Source organism: Treponema bryantii (assembly GCF_036492245.1).
Classification (GTDB): Bacteria; Spirochaetota; Spirochaetia; order Treponematales; family Treponemataceae; genus Treponema_D; species Treponema_D bryantii_C.
The window spans coordinates 213,866-238,024 of the sequence record NZ_AP025286.1 but is presented as its reverse complement, the minus strand read 5'-3'; the positions used below and the strand labels follow the sequence as shown (position 1 = coordinate 238,024).

At 41.1% G+C, this 24,159-nt stretch carries 30 protein-coding genes; 19 read left to right on the top strand and 11 right to left on the bottom strand.

The annotated features are described in order from the left end of the window. Positions 1 to 82: 82 nt before the first annotated feature. Positions 83 to 811 carry an ATP-binding protein gene (locus AABJ44_RS01280; RefSeq protein ID WP_338370135.1) on the bottom strand — a complete coding sequence of 243 codons (729 nt, stop codon included), beginning with the start codon at positions 809 to 811 and terminating at the stop codon, positions 83 to 85. Positions 812 to 896: 85 nt separating this feature from the next. Between AABJ44_RS01280 and AABJ44_RS01275 the strand changes: the two genes are divergently transcribed. Both AABJ44_RS01275 and AABJ44_RS01270 read left to right on the top strand, forming a co-directional pair. Next, positions 897 to 1,556, top strand: a complete 660-nt coding sequence (locus tag AABJ44_RS01275; protein WP_338370134.1) for a Crp/Fnr family transcriptional regulator — start codon at positions 897 to 899, stop codon at positions 1,554 to 1,556. Between the two features lie 45 nt (positions 1,557 to 1,601). Further along, positions 1,602 to 1,988 (top strand): NifB/NifX family molybdenum-iron cluster-binding protein, encoded by a 387-nt coding sequence (locus AABJ44_RS01270; RefSeq protein ID WP_074641603.1) that lies wholly within the window; start codon positions 1,602 to 1,604, stop codon positions 1,986 to 1,988. A 20-nt stretch (positions 1,989 to 2,008) separates the two neighbouring features. Here the strand turns inward: AABJ44_RS01270 and AABJ44_RS01265 are convergent, their stop codons facing one another. After that, entirely contained in the window at positions 2,009 to 2,806 is a 798-nt protein-coding gene (locus AABJ44_RS01265) for a phosphorylase family protein (protein ID WP_338370133.1), read from the bottom strand. Between the two features lie 269 nt (positions 2,807 to 3,075). Between AABJ44_RS01265 and AABJ44_RS01260 the strand changes: the two genes are divergently transcribed. Beyond that, a complete protein-coding gene (locus tag AABJ44_RS01260; RefSeq protein ID WP_338370132.1) occupies positions 3,076 to 4,296 on the top strand; it encodes a condensation domain-containing protein in 1,221 nt (406 codons plus the stop codon). A gap of 48 nt (positions 4,297 to 4,344) precedes the next feature. Here AABJ44_RS01260 and AABJ44_RS01255 read toward each other — a convergent pair whose 3' ends face one another. Beyond that, the gene (locus tag AABJ44_RS01255; RefSeq protein ID WP_338370131.1) at positions 4,345 to 5,226 is read right to left on the bottom strand and encodes a LysR family transcriptional regulator; all 882 of its coding nucleotides are present in this window, start codon (positions 5,224 to 5,226) and stop codon (positions 4,345 to 4,347) included. A gap of 118 nt (positions 5,227 to 5,344) precedes the next feature. Here AABJ44_RS01255 and AABJ44_RS01250 point away from each other — a divergent pair, with 118 nt between their 5' ends. The 12 genes from AABJ44_RS01250 (at position 5,345) to AABJ44_RS01195 (ending at position 16,302) form a co-directional block, all read left to right on the top strand. Beyond that, complete coding sequence (locus tag AABJ44_RS01250; protein WP_338370130.1) at positions 5,345 to 6,316, top strand: alpha/beta hydrolase; 972 nt, start codon at positions 5,345 to 5,347, stop codon at positions 6,314 to 6,316. 10 nt (positions 6,317 to 6,326) lie between these two features. Continuing rightward, complete coding sequence (locus AABJ44_RS01245) at positions 6,327 to 6,803, top strand: cyclophilin-like fold protein (RefSeq protein WP_338370129.1); 477 nt, start codon at positions 6,327 to 6,329, stop codon at positions 6,801 to 6,803. A gap of 6 nt (positions 6,804 to 6,809) precedes the next feature. Continuing rightward, entirely contained in the window at positions 6,810 to 7,694 is an 885-nt protein-coding gene (locus AABJ44_RS01240) for an aldo/keto reductase (RefSeq protein ID WP_338370128.1), read from the top strand. Positions 7,695 to 7,718: 24 nt separating this feature from the next. After that, positions 7,719 to 9,482: a 1-deoxy-D-xylulose-5-phosphate synthase gene (locus tag AABJ44_RS01235; protein WP_338370127.1), complete on the top strand. Its 1,764-nt coding sequence runs from the start codon at positions 7,719 to 7,721 to the stop codon at positions 9,480 to 9,482. Between the two features lie 35 nt (positions 9,483 to 9,517). Then, a complete protein-coding gene (locus AABJ44_RS01230; protein WP_338370126.1) occupies positions 9,518 to 10,546 on the top strand; it encodes a DUF362 domain-containing protein in 1,029 nt (342 codons plus the stop codon). A 26-nt stretch (positions 10,547 to 10,572) separates the two neighbouring features. Further along, complete coding sequence (locus tag AABJ44_RS01225) at positions 10,573 to 11,100, top strand: flavodoxin (protein ID WP_338370125.1); 528 nt, start codon at positions 10,573 to 10,575, stop codon at positions 11,098 to 11,100. 19 nt (positions 11,101 to 11,119) lie between these two features. After that, on the top strand, positions 11,120 to 11,830 hold the full coding sequence (locus AABJ44_RS01220; protein ID WP_338370124.1) for a DUF4405 domain-containing protein: 711 nt from the start codon (positions 11,120 to 11,122) through the stop codon (positions 11,828 to 11,830). 103 nt (positions 11,831 to 11,933) lie between these two features. After that, on the top strand, positions 11,934 to 12,779 hold the full coding sequence (locus tag AABJ44_RS01215; RefSeq protein WP_338370123.1) for a DUF3737 family protein: 846 nt from the start codon (positions 11,934 to 11,936) through the stop codon (positions 12,777 to 12,779). 18 nt (positions 12,780 to 12,797) lie between these two features. Next, positions 12,798 to 13,151 (top strand): putative quinol monooxygenase, encoded by a 354-nt coding sequence (locus AABJ44_RS01210; RefSeq protein WP_338370122.1) that lies wholly within the window; start codon positions 12,798 to 12,800, stop codon positions 13,149 to 13,151. Positions 13,152 to 13,183: 32 nt separating this feature from the next. Next, a complete protein-coding gene (locus AABJ44_RS01205) occupies positions 13,184 to 13,612 on the top strand; it encodes an EamA family transporter (protein ID WP_338370121.1) in 429 nt (142 codons plus the stop codon). A 10-nt stretch (positions 13,613 to 13,622) separates the two neighbouring features. Continuing rightward, complete coding sequence (locus tag AABJ44_RS01200; protein WP_338370120.1) at positions 13,623 to 14,099, top strand: pyridoxamine 5'-phosphate oxidase family protein; 477 nt, start codon at positions 13,623 to 13,625, stop codon at positions 14,097 to 14,099. Positions 14,100 to 14,259: 160 nt separating this feature from the next. Beyond that, positions 14,260 to 16,302 (top strand): hypothetical protein, encoded by a 2,043-nt coding sequence (locus AABJ44_RS01195; protein WP_338370119.1) that lies wholly within the window; start codon positions 14,260 to 14,262, stop codon positions 16,300 to 16,302. Here AABJ44_RS01195 and AABJ44_RS01190 read toward each other — a convergent pair. Both AABJ44_RS01190 and AABJ44_RS01185 read right to left on the bottom strand, forming a co-directional pair. After that, positions 16,238 to 17,251 carry a serine hydrolase domain-containing protein gene (locus AABJ44_RS01190; RefSeq protein ID WP_338370118.1) on the bottom strand — a complete coding sequence of 338 codons (1,014 nt, stop codon included), beginning with the start codon at positions 17,249 to 17,251 and terminating at the stop codon, positions 16,238 to 16,240. The two genes, AABJ44_RS01195 and AABJ44_RS01190, sit on opposite strands and share 65 nt — an antisense overlap. Before the next feature lie 12 nt (positions 17,252 to 17,263). Further along, a complete protein-coding gene (locus AABJ44_RS01185; RefSeq protein ID WP_338370117.1) occupies positions 17,264 to 17,824 on the bottom strand; it encodes a TetR/AcrR family transcriptional regulator in 561 nt (186 codons plus the stop codon). A gap of 134 nt (positions 17,825 to 17,958) precedes the next feature. Here AABJ44_RS01185 and AABJ44_RS01180 point away from each other — a divergent pair, with 134 nt between their 5' ends. Further along, positions 17,959 to 18,597 (top strand): flavodoxin, encoded by a 639-nt coding sequence (locus tag AABJ44_RS01180; RefSeq protein ID WP_338370116.1) that lies wholly within the window; start codon positions 17,959 to 17,961, stop codon positions 18,595 to 18,597. A gap of 65 nt (positions 18,598 to 18,662) precedes the next feature. Here the strand turns inward: AABJ44_RS01180 and AABJ44_RS01175 are convergent, their stop codons facing one another. Genes AABJ44_RS01175 through AABJ44_RS01160 form a run of 4 tightly spaced genes read right to left on the bottom strand, consistent with a single transcriptional unit; the run spans position 18,663 to position 21,669 of the window. Beyond that, positions 18,663 to 19,511, bottom strand: a complete 849-nt coding sequence (locus AABJ44_RS01175; RefSeq protein WP_338370115.1) for a protein-ADP-ribose hydrolase — start codon at positions 19,509 to 19,511, stop codon at positions 18,663 to 18,665. Then, complete coding sequence (locus AABJ44_RS01170) at positions 19,508 to 20,380, bottom strand: SIR2 family NAD-dependent protein deacylase (RefSeq protein ID WP_338370114.1); 873 nt, start codon at positions 20,378 to 20,380, stop codon at positions 19,508 to 19,510. The genes AABJ44_RS01175 and AABJ44_RS01170 overlap by 4 nt, the downstream gene beginning before the upstream one ends. A 9-nt stretch (positions 20,381 to 20,389) precedes the next feature. Further along, positions 20,390 to 20,848, bottom strand: a complete 459-nt coding sequence (locus AABJ44_RS01165; protein ID WP_338370113.1) for a pyridoxamine 5'-phosphate oxidase family protein — start codon at positions 20,846 to 20,848, stop codon at positions 20,390 to 20,392. Positions 20,849 to 20,865: 17 nt separating this feature from the next. Then, positions 20,866 to 21,669, bottom strand: coding sequence for a hypothetical protein (locus tag AABJ44_RS01160; RefSeq protein ID WP_338370112.1), 804 nt, complete (start codon positions 21,667 to 21,669; stop codon positions 20,866 to 20,868). 179 nt (positions 21,670 to 21,848) lie between these two features. Here AABJ44_RS01160 and AABJ44_RS01155 point away from each other — a divergent pair, with 179 nt between their 5' ends. Next, entirely contained in the window at positions 21,849 to 22,271 is a 423-nt protein-coding gene (locus tag AABJ44_RS01155) for an Rrf2 family transcriptional regulator (RefSeq protein ID WP_338370111.1), read from the top strand. 1 nt (position 22,272) lies between these two features. Here AABJ44_RS01155 and AABJ44_RS01150 read toward each other — a convergent pair whose 3' ends face one another. Beyond that, a complete protein-coding gene (locus AABJ44_RS01150; protein ID WP_338370110.1) occupies positions 22,273 to 22,473 on the bottom strand; it encodes a hypothetical protein in 201 nt (66 codons plus the stop codon). A gap of 72 nt (positions 22,474 to 22,545) precedes the next feature. Between AABJ44_RS01150 and AABJ44_RS01145 the strand changes: the two genes are divergently transcribed. Beyond that, the gene (locus AABJ44_RS01145; protein WP_338370109.1) at positions 22,546 to 23,109 is read left to right on the top strand and encodes a hydrolase; all 564 of its coding nucleotides are present in this window, start codon (positions 22,546 to 22,548) and stop codon (positions 23,107 to 23,109) included. 15 nt (positions 23,110 to 23,124) lie between these two features. Next, positions 23,125 to 23,598, top strand: coding sequence for a YbaK/EbsC family protein (locus AABJ44_RS01140; protein WP_338370108.1), 474 nt, complete (start codon positions 23,125 to 23,127; stop codon positions 23,596 to 23,598). 16 nt (positions 23,599 to 23,614) lie between these two features. Here the strand turns inward: AABJ44_RS01140 and AABJ44_RS01135 are convergent, their stop codons facing one another. Next, positions 23,615 to 24,154: a DUF1697 domain-containing protein gene (locus AABJ44_RS01135; RefSeq protein WP_338370107.1), complete on the bottom strand. Its 540-nt coding sequence runs from the start codon at positions 24,152 to 24,154 to the stop codon at positions 23,615 to 23,617. Positions 24,155 to 24,159: the final 5 nt, after the last annotated feature.

The following is a 24,159-nucleotide window of genomic DNA, read 5'->3' as shown; positions in this document are numbered from 1 at the left end:
CTTAATGGTGGAAGTGAACACTACAGCCAGAAAAAGCACTTGTTGAAATCGAACCCTTGGCTATTGTAGAGTGAGATTCAGGTTAGGCTAGAATCTCACCGTTTCGCGAAATCACAACAACTCGCCATGGAAGGAATTTTCCGCTGACTTTTAAGGCTTCGGTTGCAGCACGCTCAAGACCTCCACAACAAGGTACTTCCATACGAACGATTGTAATGCTTTTGATGCTGTTGTTACTGATTATTTGAGTGAGCTTTTCTGTGTAATCACCTTCATCAAGTTTTGGACAGCCAATCAGAGTAATATGATTTTTGATAAAGTCACGATGGAAGGCCGCATAGGCATAAGCTGTACAGTCTGCCGCAATTAAGAGATTTGCGTTTTCAAAGAAAGGTGCTTGTGTCGGCAAAAGTTTTATCTGAACTGGCCACTGCATAAGTTCACTTGGAACTGTGTGATTATCATAACTTTCAGAAGATTCATTCCGATTAAAAGTATGCATTGCGCTGCCAGGACATCCTCCTGCATGAGCATGTGCCATATGACCGGCTCCGCCTTCATTCTGAGCTGCTAAAATCTGTTTTCTCATTTCTACAGCTTCAGGACTATAAGCTGCACTTTCGCGCTCTTCAATTGTGATTGCACCTGCAGGACAAGCTGGAAGACAATCTCCAAATCCATCACAAAAATCATCTCGCAAAAGATGTGCTTTTCCATTCTCCATAACAATCGCATTTTCATGACATGCAGATGCACAAAGTCCGCAACCAGTACATTTTTCTTCATCAATCTTTACAATCTTTCTAATCATTTCAAAACCTCACTATGGGAATCATAACAAAGATACCAAATAAAGAATGTTGTTAAAACAACAAAATGCGATTATTATAAATGATATGAAAAATCAGGTTCTTCTAAAAAATCCGCTCTTCTCTGGAATTAAGGAAACAAAACTTCCTGCTGTTCTGGAATTTCTATCTGCAAGCAAGCGTGACTTTATTAAGGGTGAATCAGTTTTTCATTCGGGCACTGTAATCGATCAGATTGGAATTGTTCTTGAAGGACGAGTTCAGATTGAGAGCAATGATTTCTGGGGAAACAAAACTATTTTGGATAGTCTTGGAGAAGGAAAAGTTTTTGCAGAAACTTATGCACTTACAAAAGTTCCTCTGATGGTTGATGTTGTTGCGACTCAGGATTCAAAAATCCTTCTGCTTCAGATTGACAATCTGGGCCTTGGCAAAAATTCATTCTCTCAAATCATTACAAAAAATATCCTTGGAATCTCAATGAAGAAAAACCTTCACCTCTCCCAGCGTATTTTTCATACAAGTTCAAAAACAATTCGAGGCAGACTTTTATCATATCTTTCTTCTCAGGTTCCAGCCAAAGCTCCCGCCGCTGAGTTTGACATTCCCTTTGATCGTCAGCAGCTAGCCGACTATCTTGAAGTTGACCGCTCTGCCCTTTCCGCCGAACTCAGCAAAATGAAAGCCGATGGCCTGATTGATTACTGGAAAAATCATTTTAAGCTGCTGTCTGGAGTTGAAAATTGAGCACATGACGGGTAAACTAGTAAACGAATAATAAAGATGTACAATATGAAAGTAGCAGTAACTTACGAAAAAGAAACTGGAAATATATTCCAGCATTTTGGGAAAACTCAGTATTTTAAGATTTATCAGATTGAAGATGGAAAGATTGTTTCATCAGAAGTAATTGATAACGGCGGAAACGGACATCACGCTCTTCCACCATATCTTAAGAGCCTTGGAGTAGAAACTCTGATTCTTGGAAATCGTGGACAAGGTGCTGTAGATGCAATTACCGCAGCCGGTTTAAAAGAGCTTCCAGGAATTACAGGTAGTGCAGACGAAGCAGTTGAGCTTTTTGCAAAGGGAGAACTCAAGCCTAACTTTGATGCTAAGTGCGATCATCACGGAGAACATCACGAAAATCATCACCACGGAATTTTGGCCAGAGGCTAAAATGAAATTCGCGGCAAATCTTACAAATTGATTGTGCAGATTTTATAAATCATATCAGGAATGATCTGGCATCTGGTTTGATGATAACGTTCCTGATAGTACCCTTCTCTACCGAGGAGGGGAACTCCAGTTGTAGAATTATCAGAAACAACAAGTAAAGCAATGGAAGGCACTTCCATTAATTCTGTGACTTTATAAAATGTACTGGTTTCCATTTCAATCAGTTCTGCTCCAGTAGCTTTAATTTCATCCAGATGTGAATACTCTAAAGCAATTGAATCTGTAGAAAAAACTTTTGCAGTCTTTAATAAACAACCATTTTCTTTTGAAAGCTGACAAATCTTATCTACATAATTTTTATCTGGATAGATTTTTTCAAACGGATGAAAATCACTAAGTTTGTTATCAAAATAATGAGAAGCATAAACTCCTGAAATACACTCCACTGGCGTACAAAAATCACCTATTTCAAAGTTTTCAGATAAGCCTCCAACAGCTCCAATGAAAATACACTTTTTGAACTTCATTTCAGAACAAATAATCAGATTATCCAGTAAATTACATCCCCCACTGGCAGTCTGAGCCCAGGCTATTTTATAACCATCTTTTTCAACTAAAAAACCAGAAAAGTATGCATGCTGAGCTAATTCCGTAACCTCGAAACTTGGATCCTTAATAATTTTTGTTGGTTTCCAACCAGGAGCAACTACAAGAGCGTCATAGAAAATATCAGAAGGAAAACCAAACACTTCTTTGTACATTACCCCTGAGTTATATTTCTTCATGTTTTCAATTGCTTTTTTTAATTCTTGTTTCATTCTTTTATCCTGAAATTTTTTATAGCAGATTATAAATTATTTCTCCATAAAGCGTTTCTTTAATTTTTAAACTAACTCTTTGTCGATTGAGTATTTGGTTTTCATTGTAATCTCCTAATTTCCTAACCCAAACTTTTTTGAAACAACTTCCAGTGTGGTTATAAAATAAACGTTATCAAATATCATTTTTTTTCTTTTTTTATTATATCATGTTTTTTAGAAAATACACTCATTGAAATCTAAGTAGTGGCTATTGTAGAATAACAGATATGAAAGTCGCAGAAATTTTTACAGAAAGAGCACATTTGATGTGTCCGAACATGTGCTTTGGAATAGTAATTTGCATAAACAAAGAACTTAATGAAAACAAGATAGCCGATACCGTGAAAAGGCTTTCTGCGGCTCATCCTTTTCTCAGGGCACTTATTTCACATGAAGAACAGAGAAACAGATTCTTTTATGATGTAAAGGAAGACTCGCAGGTAGAGTTTTCGCTCTGTTCCGGTAATGTTTTGAATGTAGATTCACCTGAGATTATTGCTGAATTTGAGAGAATCACTTCAAGGGATTTTGATCTTTTCAAAGAAGGAATGCTAAAGATTTCTGTCTGGCCATCGGGCAGAAAAACTATCGTACTTATGGTTTTCCATCATCTTCTTGCAGATGGACGTGCCGCCCTGGAACTTTCAAAAGAATTCGCGGATTATTATGCACTTGAAAAACAGCCTGTATTTGCGGAAGAAAAGCTTATATCATCTGCTGCGGAATTCCCTGAAAACTCACGTCTTTCATTTATCAGCAGATTGCTCGCAAACAGAGCAAACAAACAGTGGAAGAAAGAAAATAAAAGATTGACCTCCGAAGATTACCACCACTTTGCAGATGATTTTCTCAAAAATGATAAGGTAAAACATAACCTTTCTGTTTTTCAAATTTATGAAACTAACAGTATCGCAGAAAAATGCAAAGCGGAAGGCATAACGGTAAACGATTATCTTCTGGCAAAACTGTTTACCGAAGATAAAACCAGAAGGATTGTTATAGCAGCGGATCTCAGAAAATCCTTAAAATGTTATAATCCCGGAGCAATGGGAAATTATTCCACAGCTTTTTCTGTTGAGATTAATAAATTCGATGATGATCTTTTTGCAGTAGCAAAGCAGGTGCATGACAAGGTTCGAATAACAGCTGCCAAGCCGTCATCTCTTTATCTTGTATTGCAATGCTATGCCGCTCTTGAGCCAGGTCTGCTGGATGCGGCAATGATGGCAAGCAAAGGTAAGTTTGAAAGTAAAGCTGCTGAGTTCATAGGCAAGAAATTCTTCCACCTGGACAGCCCAGAAGGATACAGCATCACAAATCTCGGAAAAACAGAATGCGCTGTAATAGAAGATGCATACTTTATTCCGCCTGCTTCACCCGCAATAAAGAAAACCTGGGGCGTACTTACAATGAACGGCAAAATGAGAATATGCACAAGTGAGCGATAAGTAAAGAGTATTTTGAAGAAGGCATTCCACAGAAGAAATAATCCAACCTTACCCTTCAATAACCCGCTTCATCTCTTCCAAAAAGACATCTGCAGCCTTGGTAAACTGCTGACCTCGTCGCCAGACTACATACATTGCTGTTGTAAGCTCCGGCATTAGCGGTTTAAAACAGAGAGGACTTTCTGCGCTCGTATCTACAAGTCCTTCAAATGTTAATAGATAGCCGGTTCCTTCGCGGGCAAGAACAGAGCCGTTGTAAGTCAAATCAAGAGTAGCGACAACATTGACCCGCGAAATATCATCGCCCATCCATTTTGGAAGGTCGGCCGCAAGTGACTGACGGGATATCATAATCGGCTTGTCAATTAAATCTTTAGGCTCAATAAAATCACGGTCAGCAAGTTCTGCATCGCGTCTCATTACAACGCCCCATCGGTCAACTGCATGGACAGTAAGACAGTTGTATTTTTCAAGATCTACATTTTCTACGATTACGGCAAAATCAAAAAGCCCTTTATCAAGCTTTTCAAGAACTCGTTCGCTGTCTCCTGCATAAAGATGATATTTTATTTTTGGATGTACAGTTTTAAGATGATTTATACACTTTGCCAGAAAAGAAATATTTTTGGACTCTGCGCAGGCAATTGCGATGTTTCCGGTAATCTCATCTTCTTTAAGCGCCTTAAAATCAAGCAAGGTCTTATCTGCCATCGAAAGAATGTCTTCTGCACGGTCGCGTAAAAGTTCTCCGGCTGGAGTAAGCTTTATTGCATAGTTGGTTCGTTCAAAAAGCTTTTCGCCAAGTTCCCATTCCAAGTCTTTAATCTGGCGGCTCATGGTTGGCTGAGTAACATTCAGATTTTCGGCGGCCTTTGTTATGTTGGCACAGCGGGCAGCTTCAAGAAAATATTTTAAAACACGAAGTTCCATAAGATTAGTATAATACAATAGGAGAAATCAGTCATTCATAAAAAGCATTTCTAGTCATTAAAACAAAGTATTGGTAATATCAAAAAACATGCGTTATCTTTTAAGCATGGAGGACGCAATGAACGAACATTACACATTTGAACTTTTACCAGAGGTTTCACGCAATAAAGTAACTTTTAAAAATCATTTTGGAATTGAACTGGCAGGTGACCTTTATATTCCAAAAAACGCTGCCGAAAAAGGCAACCCAGCTATAGCAATTTCAGGCCCTTTTGGTGCAGTAAAGGAACAGTCATCTGGATTTTATGCAAATCAGCTGGCACACCGTGGATTTATAGTTCTTGCTTTTGACCCTTCATATTGTGGTGAATCTGGAGGACAGCCCCGCTACATGAACAGCCCGGACATCAACACGGAAGATTTTATGGCAGCAGTAGATTTCCTTTCAACACGCGAAAACATTGACAGAGAGAAAATCGGGATTCTGGGAATCTGCGGTTGGGGTGGCATGGCTTTGAATGCAGCTGCAATTGACACAAGAATCAAAGCGACCGTTACTTCAACTATGTATGATATGAGCAGGGTTACAGCCAACGGATATTTTGACAGCGCCAATTCCGCACAGGCAAGACACGAAGAGCGCAAAGCTCTTATGGCACAACGAACAGCAGACTTTAAAGCTCTTTTGTCTGGCGGAACTTATGCACTTGCCGGTGGAGTTGCTGATCCTCTTCCTGACGATGCACCTTATTTCGTAAAAGATTATTATGATTATTACAAAACTCCACGCGGTTACCACGAACGCAGTCTGAACTCAAACGGCGGCTGGGCTATCAGTGCCTGTACATCACTATTGAACACAAAGCTTCTTGCTTATGCAGATGAAATCCAGAGCGCAGTTCTTGTAATGCACGGTGAAAAAGCTCATTCGCGATATTTTTCTGAAGATGCATTCAAGCGTCTTACCGGCTGCAACAAGGAACTGGTAATTATTCCTGGTGCAAGTCACACCGATTTGTATGATGGCGGAAAAAACAATGCAATTCCTTTTGATAAGCTTGCGGATTTTTTTGCAAAGTATTTGAAGTAGAGGGTTGCTGATGAAAAAAATATTTATAGTTTTAATGTCAGTTTTTCTTCTTGCTTCTACGGCCTGCGCTAATGGCAGCAGGGGAATAAAATCATCTGACAAAGGAGAACTCTCTGATATGAAAATCTCGATTCAAATTACAAGCGACAGTGGCAGACACTCGCTCGCCGCCACACTGGCCGACAATTCTTCTGCCATGGCGTTTTACGAGTTGCTGGAAAAAGGCCCTGTCACAATCAAAATGACCGACTACGGAAACTTTGAAAAAGTTGGCCCGCTTGGAACAAAGCTTCCACGTAACGACACCCAGATTACCACACAAGCCGGCGACATCATTTTGTATCAGGGAAATCAGATTACGATTTACTACGACACTAACAGCTGGAACTTTACCCGCCTTGGAAAAGTAGACGGGGTAACACAGGCTGAGCTCAAAAAGATTCTGGGCAAAGGCAATGTGACTGCTGTCTTTTCTGTAATGGAATAGAAAGAAATGCTTTTGAAAAAACTATTTCTGATTTTTGCGGTATTGCTTATGACAGACTTAATAGCAGCAAAAGAAAACCGAACTGTAAAACTAAGCTCTGGATATGAGATGCCTACACTCGGTTTGGGCACATGGACGCTTACAGGCGCGACCTGCGAAAACGCCGTTTATGCCGCGCTCAAATCTGGCTACCGCTTAATTGATACTGCAAAATATTATGGCAACGAAAGTGAAGTTGGGAACGCAATTCGTCGTGCTATAAAAGACGGAATCTGTAAGCGGGAAGAAATCTTTGTAACTACAAAACTTGTTCCCTGGTCAAACAATCCGGATCGTGATATTGACGATTCGCTTAAACAGCTTGGTCTTTCTTATATTGATCTTTGTCTGCTTCATCAGCATGGATCGGCTTCGGGTGATGATGCAGTTTACAAAGCTATGATTCGTGCAGTTAAAGACGGAAAAATCCGTTCAATCGGAATCTCAAATTTTTACACCGAAAAAACTGTTTCGCATTTCATAAAGGACTTTGAAATCCCACCGGCAGTCATTCAAAACGAAAACCACTTGAAATATCAGAATAATTCTTTGCGTGATTGGGCTGCAAAAAAAGGAATCTATATCGAAAGCTATTATCCATTCGGCGGTCGCGGCCACACAAAAGAGCATCTGCAAAATGAGACTGTGCTGGAAATCGCTCGAGCCCACGACAAGTCGGCTGCACAAATCATCGTCCGCTGGCATTTGCAATCTGGCTACATCACAATTCCCGGAAGTTCAAACCCAGCACACATTGCAGAAAACTTTGATGTTTGGGATTTTGAACTTACTGAGAATGAAATGAAAAAACTAAACGCGCTCGATACAGGGCGACGTTATGAAAACTGGTAATAAACTTAGCATAAGGAGATTTTTATGATTTTAGACAAGATAAATTCACCGGCAGATTTGAAAAAGATTTCTGTTTCAGAACTTCCAGTAGTAGCAAATGAAATCCGCGAAGGTCTTTTCAACCGCCTTACAAAAATAGGCGGACACTTTGGACCGAACTTTGGTTTTGTAGAAGCAACAATTGCTCTTCATTATGTTTTTGATTCCCCAAATGATAAATTTGTATTTGACGTTTCCCACCAGGCTTATGCCCATAAAATGCTCACAGGTCGAAAGGCCGGCTACTTTGACGACAGCCGCTTTTCAGAAGATTCTGGCTATACAAATCCAGATGAAAGTGAACACGATTTTTTTAACATCGGGCACACTTCTACTTCAATTGCACTGGCTTTAGGTCTTGCAAAAGGAAGAGAAATACTCGGCAAAAAGGAAAATATCGTTGCCATCATTGGAGACGGATCTCTTTCTGGCGGAGAGGCACTGGAAGCTTTGAGCGTTGCAGGAAGCGAACTTAATTCAAATTTCATTGTGGTAGTAAACGACAATGAACAGGCAATAGCTGAAACCCACGGCGGGCTTTATAAGAATCTAAAGGCCCTCCGCGACTCTAACGGCAAATCTGAAAACAATATGTTCAGGGCATGGGGCTTGGACTATATCTACGAAGAAAACGGAAATGACATTGCTTCATTGATTGCGGTTTTTGAAAAAGTCCGGGATTCAAATCGTCCTGTTGTTGTTCACATTCACACACAAAAAGGTAAAGGATATGAACTGGCAGAAAAAGACAAAGAAGGATGGCACTGGTGCGTTCCATTTGACCGCACAACAGGAAAACCAACAGTAAACTTTGGAAGCGGTGAATCATATTTAGGAATAACAAGTCAATACATAGTAGAAAAGGCTAAAAAGGACAAGGATTTTATTGTGGTTACCCCTGCGATGCCGATGTCTGTCGGCCTTGGTCCTGAAGAGCGGGCTAAGCTTGGAAGTCAGTACATCGACACAGGCATTGCCGAAGAAGCGGCTGTTGCCATCGCATCGGGAATTGCCCGCCGTGGTGCAAAACCTCTTGTTGTGACCAACATGACTTTCTTACAGCGTGCCTATGATCAGATTTCCCAGGACGTGTGCATCAACAAAACTCCTGTCACCATGCTTATGAATTATTCATCATTTGACGGACTTACAGATGTAACCCATCTTGGCATATTCGGTCTTGCCGCCTTTACAAATATTCCGAATCTTGTAGTGCTCTGCCCTTCAAGTGCGGAAGAATATATTTCCATGCTGGATTGGAGCCTGGATTCAAAGCAGAAGGAAAATCCTGTCCTCATTCTGATTCCCGGCAATGCCGTGAGCCACCGCCCTACAGATAAAGACTACGGCGTACTGAACCGCTTCAAAATTGAAGAGCAGGGAGAAAAAGTTGCCATCCTCGCCCTGGGTGATTTTTTCCAGAAAGGAGAAGAACTTACCTCTGCAATCAAGGAAGACTGCGGATTTGCCCCTACCCTGATAAATCCTCGTTTTGCCTCAGGCCTCGACGAAGAACTTCTGCATGATCTTGAAAAGAATCATCAGCTTGTCCTTACGCTTGAAGACGGAATCCTTGAAGGCGGCTTCGGTCAGAAAATCGCTTCCTTCTATGGCCCTGAAAAAATGCTGGTAAAAAATTACGGTCTGGAAAAGAAATTCTACGACCGCTACAATCCCGATGAACTTTTACTCGATTGCGGCATGACAACCAATCAGATTGTGGAAGATATAAAAGCTTTATTGAAGTAAATGGCGGTTGCGCCCTAAATATTCAGGAGGAATTTATGAAAACAAGAAGATTTATATTTTTTGCTACACTTTTGCTTGTATCGGCAATCAGCGGTCTTTTTGCAAAGCCAAACCCAAAGGCAGCAAGTTACAAAACACACGAGGTTTCGACGAGCTCAACCAACGCCAGCGACAAATCAGTTCCAGTCGTTTATTTTATCCGCGACATCAGCCCGGAATCTCTGGTAAAAGTTTATCAGGCAACCGGCTACAAGACCAGCGGCAAAACAGGTGTAAAGGTGAGCACTGGCGAAAGCGAAAATTCAAATTACCTCCGTCCTGCCCTCATCAAAAATCTTGTAAAGGATGAATTGAATGCGACCATTGTAGAATGCAACACTGCTTATGGCGGAAACAGAAGCAACAACATTGATCACATGAAAATAGCCCGTGACCACGGTTTTCTGGATGTTGCAAACGGCTTTGACCTGCAGGACGCAGAGGGCTACATGACAATCCCTGTAAAATGTGGTGTACGTCTCAAGGAAAATTATGTCGGAACTCATTTTAAGGATTACGACACCTATCTGATTCTTTCTCACTTCAAAGGTCACACAATGGGTGGCTTTGGTGGGGCAATCAAAAATCTTTCAATTGGATTTGCTTCAGGAATGAGCTGCAAGAAATCCGGAAAGCTCAACATTCACTCTGCAGGCCGTAGTGTTACAAGATGGACCAGCTGTCCTCAGAATGAATTCCTTGAATCAATGGCAGAGGCAGCAAAATCAGTCTGCGATTACATGCAAGACGGAAAAGGCATTGTCTGCGTAAATGTGATGAACCGACTTTCTGTAGACTGCGACTGCGATTCAAATCCTGCAGAACCAGACATGCACGACATCGGAATTCTTGCAAGCTTGGACCCGGTAGCTTTAGACCAAGCCTGCGTAGATCTGGTCTACAAAGCAAAAGATTCTGGCAGTTTAATTGAACGCATCGAAAGCAGAAACGGAATCCATATACTTGAACATGCAGAAAAAATCGGTTTTGGTTCCAGAAATTACCGCCTGGTAGAAATCAAATAACTAAAAATATATTCAGGAGAAACAAAATGAAAAAACTTATTCTTACACTTTTAATTGGAGGCTTTATGATGACAGGAGCATTTGCTAAGACCGCATTCGTTTACTTCAGTGCGACAGGAACAACAGAACGCATGGCAAAAAATGCCGCTAAAGAAATGGGAGCTGATATTTTTGAAATCCAGCCGGTGCACAAATATACTGATGCTGACTTAGACTGGCATGACAAAAAATCGCTTTCTTCAATTGAATGCAACGACCCAAAAAGCCGTCCTGCAATTGCAAATAAACTCGATATCTCAGGCTACGACACAGTTGTGGTTTGTTACCCTATCTGGTGGGCTTATGCCCCAAAAATTGTTTACACCTTTGTAGAAAGCCAGAACTGGTCGGGCAAAAAAATGATTACTCTTTGTACCAGTGGCGGCAGCGGTCTTGGTCGCAGCGGCACAGATTTGTCTAAGTTTGCAAAGGGCGTAGACTTTAAGGGTGGAAAAGATTTTACCCGTGGCTCTGCTGCAGACGTTAAGAAATATATTGAAGGTTTGTTGAAATAGAAAAAAATAGGAGCTACTTATGACAAAAACCCAGCGCTTAAGAATGACTATCGACATTACAATGACCATCCTTTCCATCATACTCATGGGCGGAAACTATTTGTTCCCGGCAGACATCGTGCACGAAATCTTAGGCGTGGGGCTTTTTGTCTTATGGGGCCTTCACATCGCACTAAACCGCCGCTGGTATGGTGCAATTTTCCGCGGTAAATATAACCCCTACCGCGTAATGCAAACCATCATCAATTGCTGTATTTTAATTTGCACAATATTCCTGATGATAAGCGGAATCATCCTTTCAAATCACATCTTCACCTTTTTGAACATTCAGGGTGGCCTTGGCTTTGCCCGCCTTGCGCATCTGCTTGCCAGTCACTGGTATTATCTGTTTATGTCGCTACATATCGGACTGCATGTGGGGATGATATCAAACAAACTTTGTCATTCCCGTGCTTCGACACGGGAATCTTCCGAAACAGAGATTATCGGGTCAAGCCCGATAATGACACTTGTTGGAAAGATCCTTCTCACTCTGGTCTGCGCTTACGGCATTTACGCTTTCATTGCCCGAGGAGTCTGGAAGTATCTGATTCTTCGCCAGCAGTTTTTCTTCTTTGATCTGGAACGCGGCTACATTCTTTTTGCAATCGATTATATTTCTATTATCATTTTGTTTTCTACACTCTCGCACCTTTTGGTAAAATCGATGTACCAGAGGTATTTAAAATAATAAGATGGTAAAGCTAAAAAATTGCTGCATCGCAATTTTTTTTAACGCTTTGCTATAGAACAACGCCCGCTCTGACCGGCGGGCTTACACATGAGGTATTTTTGTGATTATTGAAAATCAGACTTTTGACGAAGAGAGAGCTTTGTACGGTCTTAAAGATCTTACAGTAAAAAACTGCCGCTTTGATGGTCCTGCTGACGGTGAATCCGCTTTTAAGGAATGCCGTAACATCGACGTGGCCGGCTGCTTTATGAATCTTCGCTATCCCTTCTGGCATGTAGAAAAAGCAAAAATTACTGATTCAAACTTTACCGAAAACTGCCGGGCTGCCCTCTGGTATGACAAAGATATTTGTATTGAAAACAGCAGACTCGACGGAATTAAGGCAATTCGTGAATGTGAAAATATCAGCCTGAAAAACTGCAGCGTTAATTCTCCAGAGTTTGCCTGGAAAAGTCAAAAGCTGACAATTGAAAATGTCACAATCGAAGAATCTGAATATCCCTTTTTTGAAATCCGTGATGCAAAAATTTCTGGCTTAAAAATGAAGGGAAAATATTCTTTTCAATATGATGAAAACCTCGAAATTACAGATTCAGAACTGAACACAAAAGATGCCTTCTGGCACACAAACAATGTCACTGTTAAAAACAGCATTGTAAAAAGCGAATACCTGGGCTGGTATTCAGAAAATCTCACTCTTATAAACTGCCGCATTATTGGAACTCAGCCTTTCTGCTACTGCAAAAATCTCGTGCTCAAAAACTGTACAATGGAAGATTGCGATCTTGCTTTCGAACGCAGCACCATTGATGTAGAAGTAAGCGGAAAAATCGACAGCATAAAAAATCCTCTTGCAGGAAAAATCACAGCAGACTCAATCGGCCAGATAATTCTGGAAGAAGAAATCTGCGATAAATCAAAAACGCAAATTATCTGCAAAGAATAAAATATCAGGAGAAATAAAATGGCAATTACAGTAAATCTTCGTTATACAGGAAAAAAGGGAGCGGCTCAGGCCTTTGCACGCGAAATGATTTCCAGCGGCACCGTCGAAAAAATTCGCGCAGAGAAGGGAAATCTTCGCTATGAATATTATCTACCTTTTGAGGAAGAAAAAGCCATCGGCGATGACAGCTGCGAAACCATCCTCTTAATCGACTCCTGGGAAAATCAAGAAGCAATTGATTTGCACCACGCAACACCAATGATGAAAACAATTGCTGAGCTTCGCGAAAAATACGACCTTCACATGACAATCGAACGCTTTATTTCTGATGATAAAATTCCTGAACAAGATAAAGCTTTTATAAGAAGTTGATTTTGAAAAACTTTTTTCGTTATAATCATCATATGTTCAATTACATCTGGCCGCTTTTAATCATTGTTTTTTCTAATACACTTTATCAAATCTGTGCTAAGGGCATTCCCCAGCAGATGAACACTTATGCAAGCATGACAATCACATATGCTGTGGCAACACTTTTTTCGGCATTTGCCTTCTTTGTCACTACAAAGGGTGGGAATATCATCAAGGAATTTTCCCATACTAACTGGGCTACAATCGTTCTTGGAATTGTAATCACAGGACTTGAAGTGGGCTTCATTTTTGCATACAAGGCAGGCTGGAAAGTCAGCACACTGGCAACAGTTTCCAACGCGGCACTGGCAGTCATTTTGATTTTTGTAGGACTTATTGGCTATCATGAAGTAATTAGCTGGAGCAAAGTTCTGGGAGTTGCAATCTGCCTTGTAGGGTTGTATTTTATAAATAAGAAATAGGAGTAATCACATGTTCAGACCAATGAGAAGATTCAAGCAGCAGATTACGGATAGCGAATGCAAAGAAATTTTAAAAAATGAAAAACGCGGAGTACTTTCACTCCTAGGCGATGACGGATATCCTTACGGGCTTCCTCTCTCCCACTTTTACAGCGAAGAAGACAACAAGATTTATTTTCACGGGGCAAAAGAAGGCCACAAAATCGATGCCATAAAAAATTATGACAAGGCAAGCTTCTGCGTTTATGACCAGGGCTACCGCAAAAAAGGCGAATGGGCACTTAATATCAACAGTGTAATAGTCTTTGGAAAAATCCGCCTTGTGACTGACCCGGACCTTACCCGCAAAATCTGTACAAAGCTGGTTTATAAATTCACAGACGACCAGGCCTATCTTGAAAAAGAACTCAAGAATGCCCTGCCGCGTGTTCAGTGCCTTGAACTTGAAATCGAACACATGACTGGCAAGCTGGTGAATGAGTCGTAAAGCAGAGTTCTTTGCAAAAGGAGAACTCAAGCCAAACTTTGAGGCTAAGTGTAACCATCATTGTGAGAACCACAATTAGATAATCGTCTTTCATAACAAATGGAAATATTTGTATAGATTTATTCTTTTTTTTAAACTGTTTTAATATTACCATTATATCATGGTTGAGTTTCTTAAATTATCTGCAGTTTCAAAAAAACGACATCTCGAATTAGTTGAAGAAAAATCTGATATTTATGATTCCCCTGAAGTCTACGGTTTGAACTATCAGGAAAAGATTCTCGGAGGAAACGGTTCATCAGCTTCTCCTTATAAAATTGAAGTAAGCATTCAAAATACCAGCGGAATTGATTTCGAAGGAATTATGCGCCTTGAAATTGAGGCAGACGGTAAAGCTGATTTTTATCTCCCGGGCTTTATGTATGGTTCAAACAGAGGAGACAAGCCCTGGAAAGTAGACTGTAAATTTCCCCGGCTTAATTCTGCTTTCACAAATCCTTCAGATTCTGATTGTCCGCTTTCTTCATTTTATATGGTAAGGGGAGACAGACTTTCTCACCCATGTGCCTTGATGTACATAAATGGAAACTCTCCAAAGATTCGTGGCTTTCACACTTCTCCATATTATTGCGAGAAAGATTTTGTACAGTATGGCGGCTTTACCTGTAATTCCAAAAGGCAAACTGTCGGCTATACCTTCGGTTATGAAAATGCACCCTGGCTTTTTATTCAGTCACATACAATTCTTCCAAGACAAACTTCGAAAAACTATTTTACTTTGCAGACAAATCAAAAAATTACACAAATCTTTGATGTTTATGATTTTGATGCAGCTTCGGTAACAGATATTCACAAGGTTATCAGAAATGTTTATGAGGCATATCACGAAGCTCCACGCCAATCGGCATCTCTGGAAGAAGCAATAAAAGATTTATCACTGGCGGTCTGCGATTATGCTTGGCTTCCCTCTCAAAAATGTTATTCGGGTTTTGTAAGAGAAGCAGGATTTGATCAGAAGGGCAAGGAAAGTTTTTCTTATAATATAATTCCTTCGATTTCCTGGACCAATGGAATTGTAGTAGCCTATCCTCAGCTTGTTGCCTCTGCTCGTCTAAATAATCAGAAAATGAGGGAACAAGCTCTTGAATGTATTCAAAATATTGTTGATAACTCCCTGAACAAAGCTTCGTCGCTTCCGTATGAAACTTTCGACGGACAAAACTGGACCTGTCACGGCTGGTGGTATGGCGGAATGCACAGCGGTGGACATTCGGCTTATCTCGACGGACAGTTTACTTATTATCTTTTGAAGGCTTACCAATTTGAAAAAGAAAATGGAAGGATTCACGATGACTGGCTCTCCTTCTCTAAAACTGTAGTTCATGCTCTTGAACGAGAGATTAACCGTGTGGGTGAATATCCTTTTGTTTACTCCGAGACTGATGGAACTGGTATTGAATATGATTCTCTTGGAAGCTCATGGGCACTGGCCGCAAGCATTCTCTTTGCCTTGATTACAAATGAAACAAAGAATCTTCCTCTCTTTGAAAAATCACTGACCCATTATTACGAAACTTTTATTGCAAAGCTTGAATGCTATGGAAGCCCACTTGATACAGACAAGGCTCCGGATAACGAAGGTGTACTTGCTTTTATAAGGGCAGCAAAACTTTTACATCAGCTTACAAAAAATCAACTTTATCTTGATTATATGGAAACAGCCTTGTACCAGGAGTTCTCTTACAAGTTCTGCTATAATGGGCGTATCGAAGTTCCACCTCTGAGCAAACTCAAGTGGAGTTCCTGTGGTGGCAGCATTACTTCAGTGTGTAATCCTCATATTCATCCTATGTCTTCATCAATTGTTAGTGAGATGGCTTACTTTATTGAGCATGCAAAAAAAGATTCCCGCACAATTGAATATATCAAGAATCGCATGCAGGATACAATTTTATGGGGCTGCCAGACATATAATCATTTTGACGGAGAATTTGATTACGGCAAAAAAGGCTGGATGTCGGAACGCTTCTGTTACAGCCAGGGCCTCGTTGTCGAAAAATATAAAGACGGAAATCCTTCTTCAACCTGGTTTGCTTTAATGCCATGGGCAAGCAGCAGCGTACTGGAAGGGTTACTATTTATTCCTGAACCAGCCCAAAATACTTTTCAAAGACTTCGCTGCACTTTTTCTGTTCATCGTTAAGGCAGATTGTAAGCGAGCGCTTTGTATCTCGGTTGTAAAAGCTGAAAAACTGCACGCCAGGATCAAAGCCCTCAAGAAAAACGATGTGCGGATTTTCTTTGCGCAGCCAGAAGCCAAGCCCATATAGTCCGTCATCACCTTCAATACAAGGGGACCAGGCATCTTCAATAAAAGGAGAAAGGGTGCTTTCCAGATTCAGTTCAGGATCAAGATTATGCCAGAATTGTGCCATGTCTGCAATTGTAGTAAACGCGCCACCGTCTCCGCCACCAGTTACGGGAATTCCGTAAATGTTACTGCGGCCGTTTTGCTGATAGCCGGTTGCGCATACAATTCCGTCAGGGGATGTCTCATCAAGCCTAAAAAAGCCCGTACTTTTCATGCCAAATTTTGTAAAAATATGCTGCTTTGCAAATGACGGAAAACTCATGCCAGAGACAGCCTCAACAACAGCCGCAAGAATCACAAAGCCGCCATTGGAATACTTGAAGGCACCGGCAGAAGAATAAGGAGCCTGTTGTTTTTTCCACATATTTTCAATCAGCGGAAAAAAGGCCTCCGCTTTTTCATAGTGATAGTTTGCATTTCCACACAGGGCTTCTTCAAAATCATCTACAAAATCTTCGTCAAAATAATCCGGCACACCTGAAGTGTGATTCAATAGACTGCGCACCGTCACTTTTTCAGAAAGCCAATCGAGCGAACCGTATTTTTCAGTCTTTGCGGTCAAAAGTTTTTTCACGCTGTCATCAAGATTGAGCTTATTTTCTGCGGCAAGAGTCAGAATTGAAACAGCCGTAAAGCCTTTTGTGCCAGAAGCCGTGCCGTAGCAAAAATCTGTGCTATTCTGTATGCGGAAGTTTTTATTTGCAAAACCATAAGCATCGCTTTCGATAAGCTTAGTTCCTTCGTATACACCAAAAACACCTGAAAAATTTGTAAAACTCATAATGCCCTTTCCTTATTTAGCGTATCCCTTCATCCCTTTTTCCAGAAGTGTCGTCGCAAGCTCAATCATTTCTTCCATAGGAATCTTACGTCCATCGGCTACCCACTGGCGGTAAAGCAGAACTACGCAGTTATTAAAAGTCAAAAGAATGTTGCGCACGCTCTGGTCCAGACCTTTAAGCGGACGAGATTCCGCAGCCTGTTTTGTTACCCGGTTCTGCATTCTTTCGCGGATATAGTCAAAACGGCTGTCGCAGGTAACACGCTTAAAAAAATCATCCTGGGCTTCCATGTATTCAAAAAAGGCCCGCACAAGTTTTCCGGTTTCCTTGAGCTGATCAATTCCCGAAACAATCGCGCTGTATTCGCTGGAATGCTTAGCCTGAATCTCTGCAAGCACATCATCCACACAATTATAATGAAGATAAAAAGTATTGCGGTTAATTCTGGCCGCCTGGGTGATTGCCTTTACAGTAATTTTTTCATAAGGCAGCTCGCAAACCATCTGCTTAAAAACCGTCTGAATTGCTTCCTTTGTGCGGATAATGCGCGGGTCGAGTTTTTCTTCAGCCATTTTTACCTCCAGAAAAGCCTCTTTAATAGGCACATTTGCAACATCTGTCGTTTAAACGACATTATACCATAACCTGTTCTTAATAAAAAGACATGTATCGCTTATAATTAAGATGTAAGAAGGAGGAAGTACTGATGAAACTAAAATCAGTTTTTACAATCCTGATGGCAGCAGCTTGCCTTGCAGGTTCGCTATTCGCACAAAACAAAACTTCAAACTCAAAGGAGACTAAAATGGGAAAATCACTGGTAGTTTATTTTTCGCTTGCAGGCGATCAGTATAACGTTGGAATTATAAAAGAAGGAAACACTTCAATCATCGCAAAGTTCATTGCAGAAGAAACAGGCTCAGAGCTTTTTGAACTTGAAACTCAAAAACCTTATCCAACCGACAGCTACAGCCGTCTGACTCAGATTGCAAAAGACGAACAGAACAAAAAAGCCCGCCCATCCCTCAAAGCTGATATCGACATCATCGCATACGACACAATCTACCTCGGCTATCCAAACTGGTGGGGAGACATGCCAATGTCGGTTTACACATTTCTCGAAGCCCACAACTGGAGCGGAAAAACAATCATCCCGTTCTGCACCCACGAAGGAAGCGGACTTAGCGGAACAGAAAGCCGCATCCGTTCAACCTGCAAAGGAGCCACAGTAGAAAAAGGCCTTGCCGTCCAGGGAAAGGTAGCACAGACTAACAGAAGTGCTGCTAAAAAAGCTGTTCAGGATTGGCTTGCTGAATTAGCTGGGCACAATTCTAAAAGGATTTAGAATGAAGGACGGACATTTTGAAAACATCTGTCCTTATTATCATGAATTGTAATCGACGTCCCGCCCTAAAGTAAAAGCCCCTGATAAATCTCCAGATCCTTATTTCCAAAGACATTGAAGACGACCTTCTTCACGCTGGAATCTGGATTTTCAGCAAGCCACATTTCAACCGTCTCAACTGCAATCTGGGCGGCAAGGTCTTGAGGGAATCTGAAAACTCCGGTAGAAATGCAGCAGAAAGCAACCGATTCAAGCTGATTTTGTGACGCAGTTTCAAGGCAGTTTTTGTAGCAGTTTTCAAGAAGAAGCTTTTCGCGGGACCCTACGCTTGTGTAAATAATGGGACCGACAGTGTGAAGCACATATCGGCTTGGAAGATTAAAGGCCGGAGTGATTTTGCAAAGTCCGGTTCCTTCTTCATGCCCCTGCTTCTGCATCAGCTCGTTACAGGCAAGTCTGAGTTGAATGCCCGCAAAGGTGTGGATACAGTTATCGATGCAGATATGAAGGGGCGCAAAGCAGCCAAGCAGGGCAGAGTTTGCGGCATTAACAATTGCATCAACTTTTAGAGTGGTGATGTCGCCTTGCCAGAGATAAAGCTGCCCGCGGTGGTTGAGTTTATCGAAACCACCTGCTTCATGGACAGGCTTTAAATCCGCAATATCCGTAATCCCCCGCTCTTTATTAACCTGCTGCAGGTACTCATCCTGTATTCTCAAAAAGTCTTCGCTAATGGAATATGGACCACGAATATTCATCAAAGCCCGGAGTATATCGCGCTGACTTTTTTCATCATCAGGAATCACAAAGCCGCCTTCATTTCCGGGCACAAGGCCAAGCTTAAAGCCTGCACTACCCTTATCTTCTTTGAGGAGTTCTGTTATCAAATATAATCTGCGTTCTTCCTGTGTCATAAGCTTTTTAAAACCTCGTAGATATCATTATTTACGCAAATACTCTGTTTTTCAATCTCGCCGGGAACCTCTGCCTCACCCTTGTTTATGCAGACATAAACAGCTTTTGTATTTGCATAGGTCATCTTCCAGAAAGGATATTTGATAATGCCCGGAGTATTACCACCAACACCAAGCTCCAGATAAACAATCTTTCCGTCTTTATTTTCATTCAGAAAATCTTCATAACGGCCTGCTGCCTTATTCCAGCCTTCATCTTCTACAAAAGTGTCGTCAGCGCGAAGGTTCATGCTCATAGGCTTTCCGCACACAGGACAGCGGGGAACCAGTTCAGAAGGGACAGTCATTTTTATTCCTTTAAAACCATTTTCAGGAAGTTCCAGACCACCATCATCCTGAATTACAAAGCCCTGCTCCCTGACCATTTTTTCAACAAAAAGCTGATTATCGTAAGTTTTCTTGTGACAAGGCTCCGAGCACTGCCAGAGACCGTAATCCCCCTGAGTATAAAACAGTCGTGACTTATCAAAAACCGCTTTTTGAAAGCAGTGGTCAACATTAGTCGTAAGAACAAAATAATTTTTATTCTTCACAAGTTCAAAGAGTTCTTCATAGACAGGAATCGGAGCGTTCATGTAGCGGTTAATCATAATGTAACGGCTCCAGTAAGCCCAGTTTTCTTCAAGAGTTTTGTAAGGATAAAAGCCACCGGAATACATATCATGAAAGCCGTACTTCTTTTCAAAATCAGCAAAATATTTTTGGAAGCGAGGCCCGCTGTAGGTAAAGCCTGCAGAAGTAGAAAGTCCCGCTCCAGCACCGATGAGAATTGAGTCTGCATTTTGTAAGATTGATTTGATGTTTTCCATTCTCCACCTCTATAGATTAAAAACAACAGGCTTAGAAAAAGCTTTATTCTCTTCAAGTCCCTTAACATGACCAAGATTGTTCAGACTGCCGGAAATCTCAGAAAGATAGAAAACCTTGAACAGAGGATGATTTGCATCATTTTTGTACAGCTGGCGAACTATGGAAGATTTTTCCATAATCATTTTTTTAACCGTAAGATTTTCTTCAAAGACAACCCTTGCACTCATGCGAATCCAGGCTGTATCAATTTCATTCTCCATAAGACGGGAGCCACAAAGGTCAATATAAGGATTCACAGAAAGCTCCTTGAACATATCCTTCTGGCTGTTTGTGCAGAACCACAGCTTTTCATCATGGACTACCATGTACTGAACAGGCCTCACCTTTGGCTTCCCATCCAAACCGATTGTTGCCAGATACTGTAAGCCTACTTTATCAAGATATTCTGCAATTTCTGTAACTGTCATTCGTGGCTCCTTTTAAACTATTTTACGGGGAAAAACATTCCAGCCGACATATCAAGATAGTTCAGACCTGAATATTTTGGATATGCTGACTGCACTGCCGCCTTAAAGCCAGCAGCATCAACATTTTTGATTGCGATGTTTTTAAGCCCTTTAAGGTATTCTATCTTCATTTTAACATCATCCAGATTTTCCACAACATAATGACTTGTCAAAACGAGGCCGATTTTTTTCTGAATATAAGATTCCAGTACGGAAATGAGAGCGTCGGCATGAGCTTTTCCTGCAACAATTGAATGAACATCGTGTCCCAGCATGTGAGTATAAACCACATTGATTTCAGGAATGAAGATGTCGAAGGCTTCCTGAGTGCGGGTGATTTTCATTTCCACACCGCAAAGGGTCAGGCTGTCACCTTCAATAAAATCCGTAGTCGTATAGATTGATTTATCGAAAGCTTCCCCAAATGCTCCCGCGAAGTTTGAAACAAGCCCTGCCCCGCCACCGTTGTGATTGTAATCATCGGCATTTTTTGTCGAGTAGACCTTGCTTCCCTTCATAAAAGAAGCGCCCGCTCCGTGATAGGCGATTACAGCACCTTCATATTTCAAGCCTGTGTCGGAAATGTATTTTTCCAGCTCCTTGATGTTGTCAAAAAAGCATGGTGACTCAATCATGAAGCAGCTGCCAGCTTTTTCCACCAGAAAACATTCGTCAGAAATCAAGTCATTAGTCTTGAATGCATGAAGCTTGATTGAACCAAAATCATAGATTTCCATTACGCCCTTTGAAAGCTGAACCGATGTGAACTGTGTCTTTTCCATAAAATTACCTCGTTAAGTTTTTATCTTAAAAGCAGGTGATCAGGCTGATTAAAAGATCTTTATTTAGTTGTAATTTATCGTTTACAACTATGAATAATATAGCGTTGTAATTTATAAATGTCAAGTGATGTTATTTATTTTTTACAACAAATCTGATATACTGAAACAAGGACAGGATTATGAAACTAAACACAAACCTTACCGTTGCCATTCACACTATTCTCTGCATCGCTTATTTTGAAAAAGACTACAAAGTCACTTCCGACTTCATTGCGGGAAGCACTGGCATGAACCCGGTAATTATCAGAAAGATTTTGGGAAAACTCCAGGCAGCTGGAATGGTAGAAACAAAAGCCGGGGTCGGAGGCTCTACCCTTTCAAAGAAAGCCGAAGAAATTACCCTTTTGGATGTCTACAAGGCAGTGAGCGAAGAAAAGGAGAGCGAGCGTTCTGTTTTTAATTTTCATGTAAATCCTAATCCAAAATGTCCCGTTGGCAGCAAAATCCATGCAGTTCTAGACCATCCATTAGATAATGCCCAAAAGGCTTTGGAAGAAGAATTGAAAAAAACAACAATTAAGGATTTGATGGGAAAGCTATAATCTAGTGCCCAATCATCGTATTTGCTCGGTATTCTGCATTCAGCTGGGCAATTTCTTTCTTACCGTCTATGTACTGCTGATAGTCAATTTCCATGCCGCCACAGGCACAACACATGGAGCAATCGCTTCCGCAGCCAAGAGCATCGGCAATGATTTTTTCTCGTTCTTCTTTTGTAGTATCTTTTATCAAAATGCTTTTCATTGACTATACCGCTCCTCCTTGCTATTATATCCCTACTATACTAATAGGTAAATAAAAAAATTGGAGGCTTATATGGCACTTTCAGCAGGTATTACACGAGACGAAGCCTGGGAGCTTCTCAAAAAATATAATTCAGATGCATTTCATCTTGAACACGGACAGATTGTCGAAGGCGTAATGCGTTATTTTGCACGTGAGCTCGGCTATGGCGAAGATGAAGATTTCTGGGGTATTGTTGGTCTCCTTCATGATCTTGATTTTGAACAATGGCCTGAACAGCACTGTATCAAAGAGCAGGAGCTGATGAAGGATGCCGGTCTTTCCAAAGAACTGATTCATGCGACTGCCAGTCATGGCTGGAGCATCACAGTAGATATTAAACCAGAGCACGAAATGGAAAAAGTGCTTTACGCTGTAGATGAACTGACAGGCTTGATTGGTGCTGTTGTTATTATGCGTCCTTCAAAAAGTGTTCAGGACCTTGAAGTAAAATCAGTAAAGAAAAAGTATAAGTCAGCCAATTTTGCCGCAGGCTGTTCCCGCGAAGTAATTGAACGCGGAGCTGAATTACTCGGCTGGACTCTTGAAGACTTAATTGACCGCACAATCAAAGCATTACGTACATTCAGACCGTAAAAAGGACCGCACAAAATGATAAATGAAAAAGTTTTTGACTTTCTGAACAAGAAAGGATTTGCAGACAGAATCCACGAGCATAAAGAAACAATCGACACCGTAGAACACGCAGCACAGCAGATTGGCTGTTCTGAGGCGGAGATTGCAAAGACGCTTTCATTTATTGTGGATGAAAAACCTGTTATCGTGGTAATGGCAGGTGATGGCCGAGTAAACTCGTCAAAGTTCAAAGCTCTCTTTCATACAAAACCAAGCATGATTCAGCGAGACCAGGTTGAAGCAATTACCGGCTTTGCTCCCGGCGGAGTCTGCCCTTTTAATGTTCCAAAAGAAATCCCCATATGGCTCGATGTTTCAATGAAGAGATTTGAATACGTTCATCCAGCAGGCGGAAACTCATTTACTTCGGTAAAACTCACTCCATCCGAACTGGAAGAAGTATCAGGCGCCACCGGCTGGTGTGATGTCTGTAAAGGCTGGGAAGAATAGAAGAAAAAGCCAGATTTTACAACTCCGCAACCTTTCGAAGAGTGTTTGCCGTACGGATTGTAATCATTTCCCCGATGCCAGGAGTCGCAGTCTTTTTCCACCAGTTGGCTTTTGCATATAGTTTGCGATCAAATGACCAGAATGCCGCATTTCCGCAAATTTGGACTTTTTCTAGTTCTGCAGACGGCTCCCCGATTTTATCGGCCACTGTTTCAATACTGTTTGGAGCAATGGCAAAAATCAGATTGTCATAAATATCTTTGCTGTCACTTCCCCACCAGGATGGTGCTTTTGAAAGAAGACATTTCAATTCATCCTGAGGTATCACAAAAACTGGAATCTCAAGATGAAAAGTTTCTAAGATGATTGTACGAATTCTTTCTGCAAGTTTTACTACATCTGTCTCATCATCAGAAAAAATCACATTCCCGCTGTTCAGATATGTTTTTACATCTGCAAAACCTTTTTCGCCAAGGGCAGTTTTCAGTTCAGGCATGGAGATTTTATTTTTCCCACTGATATTTATTCCGCGAAGTAAAGCTATGTATCTGGCCATTTTAA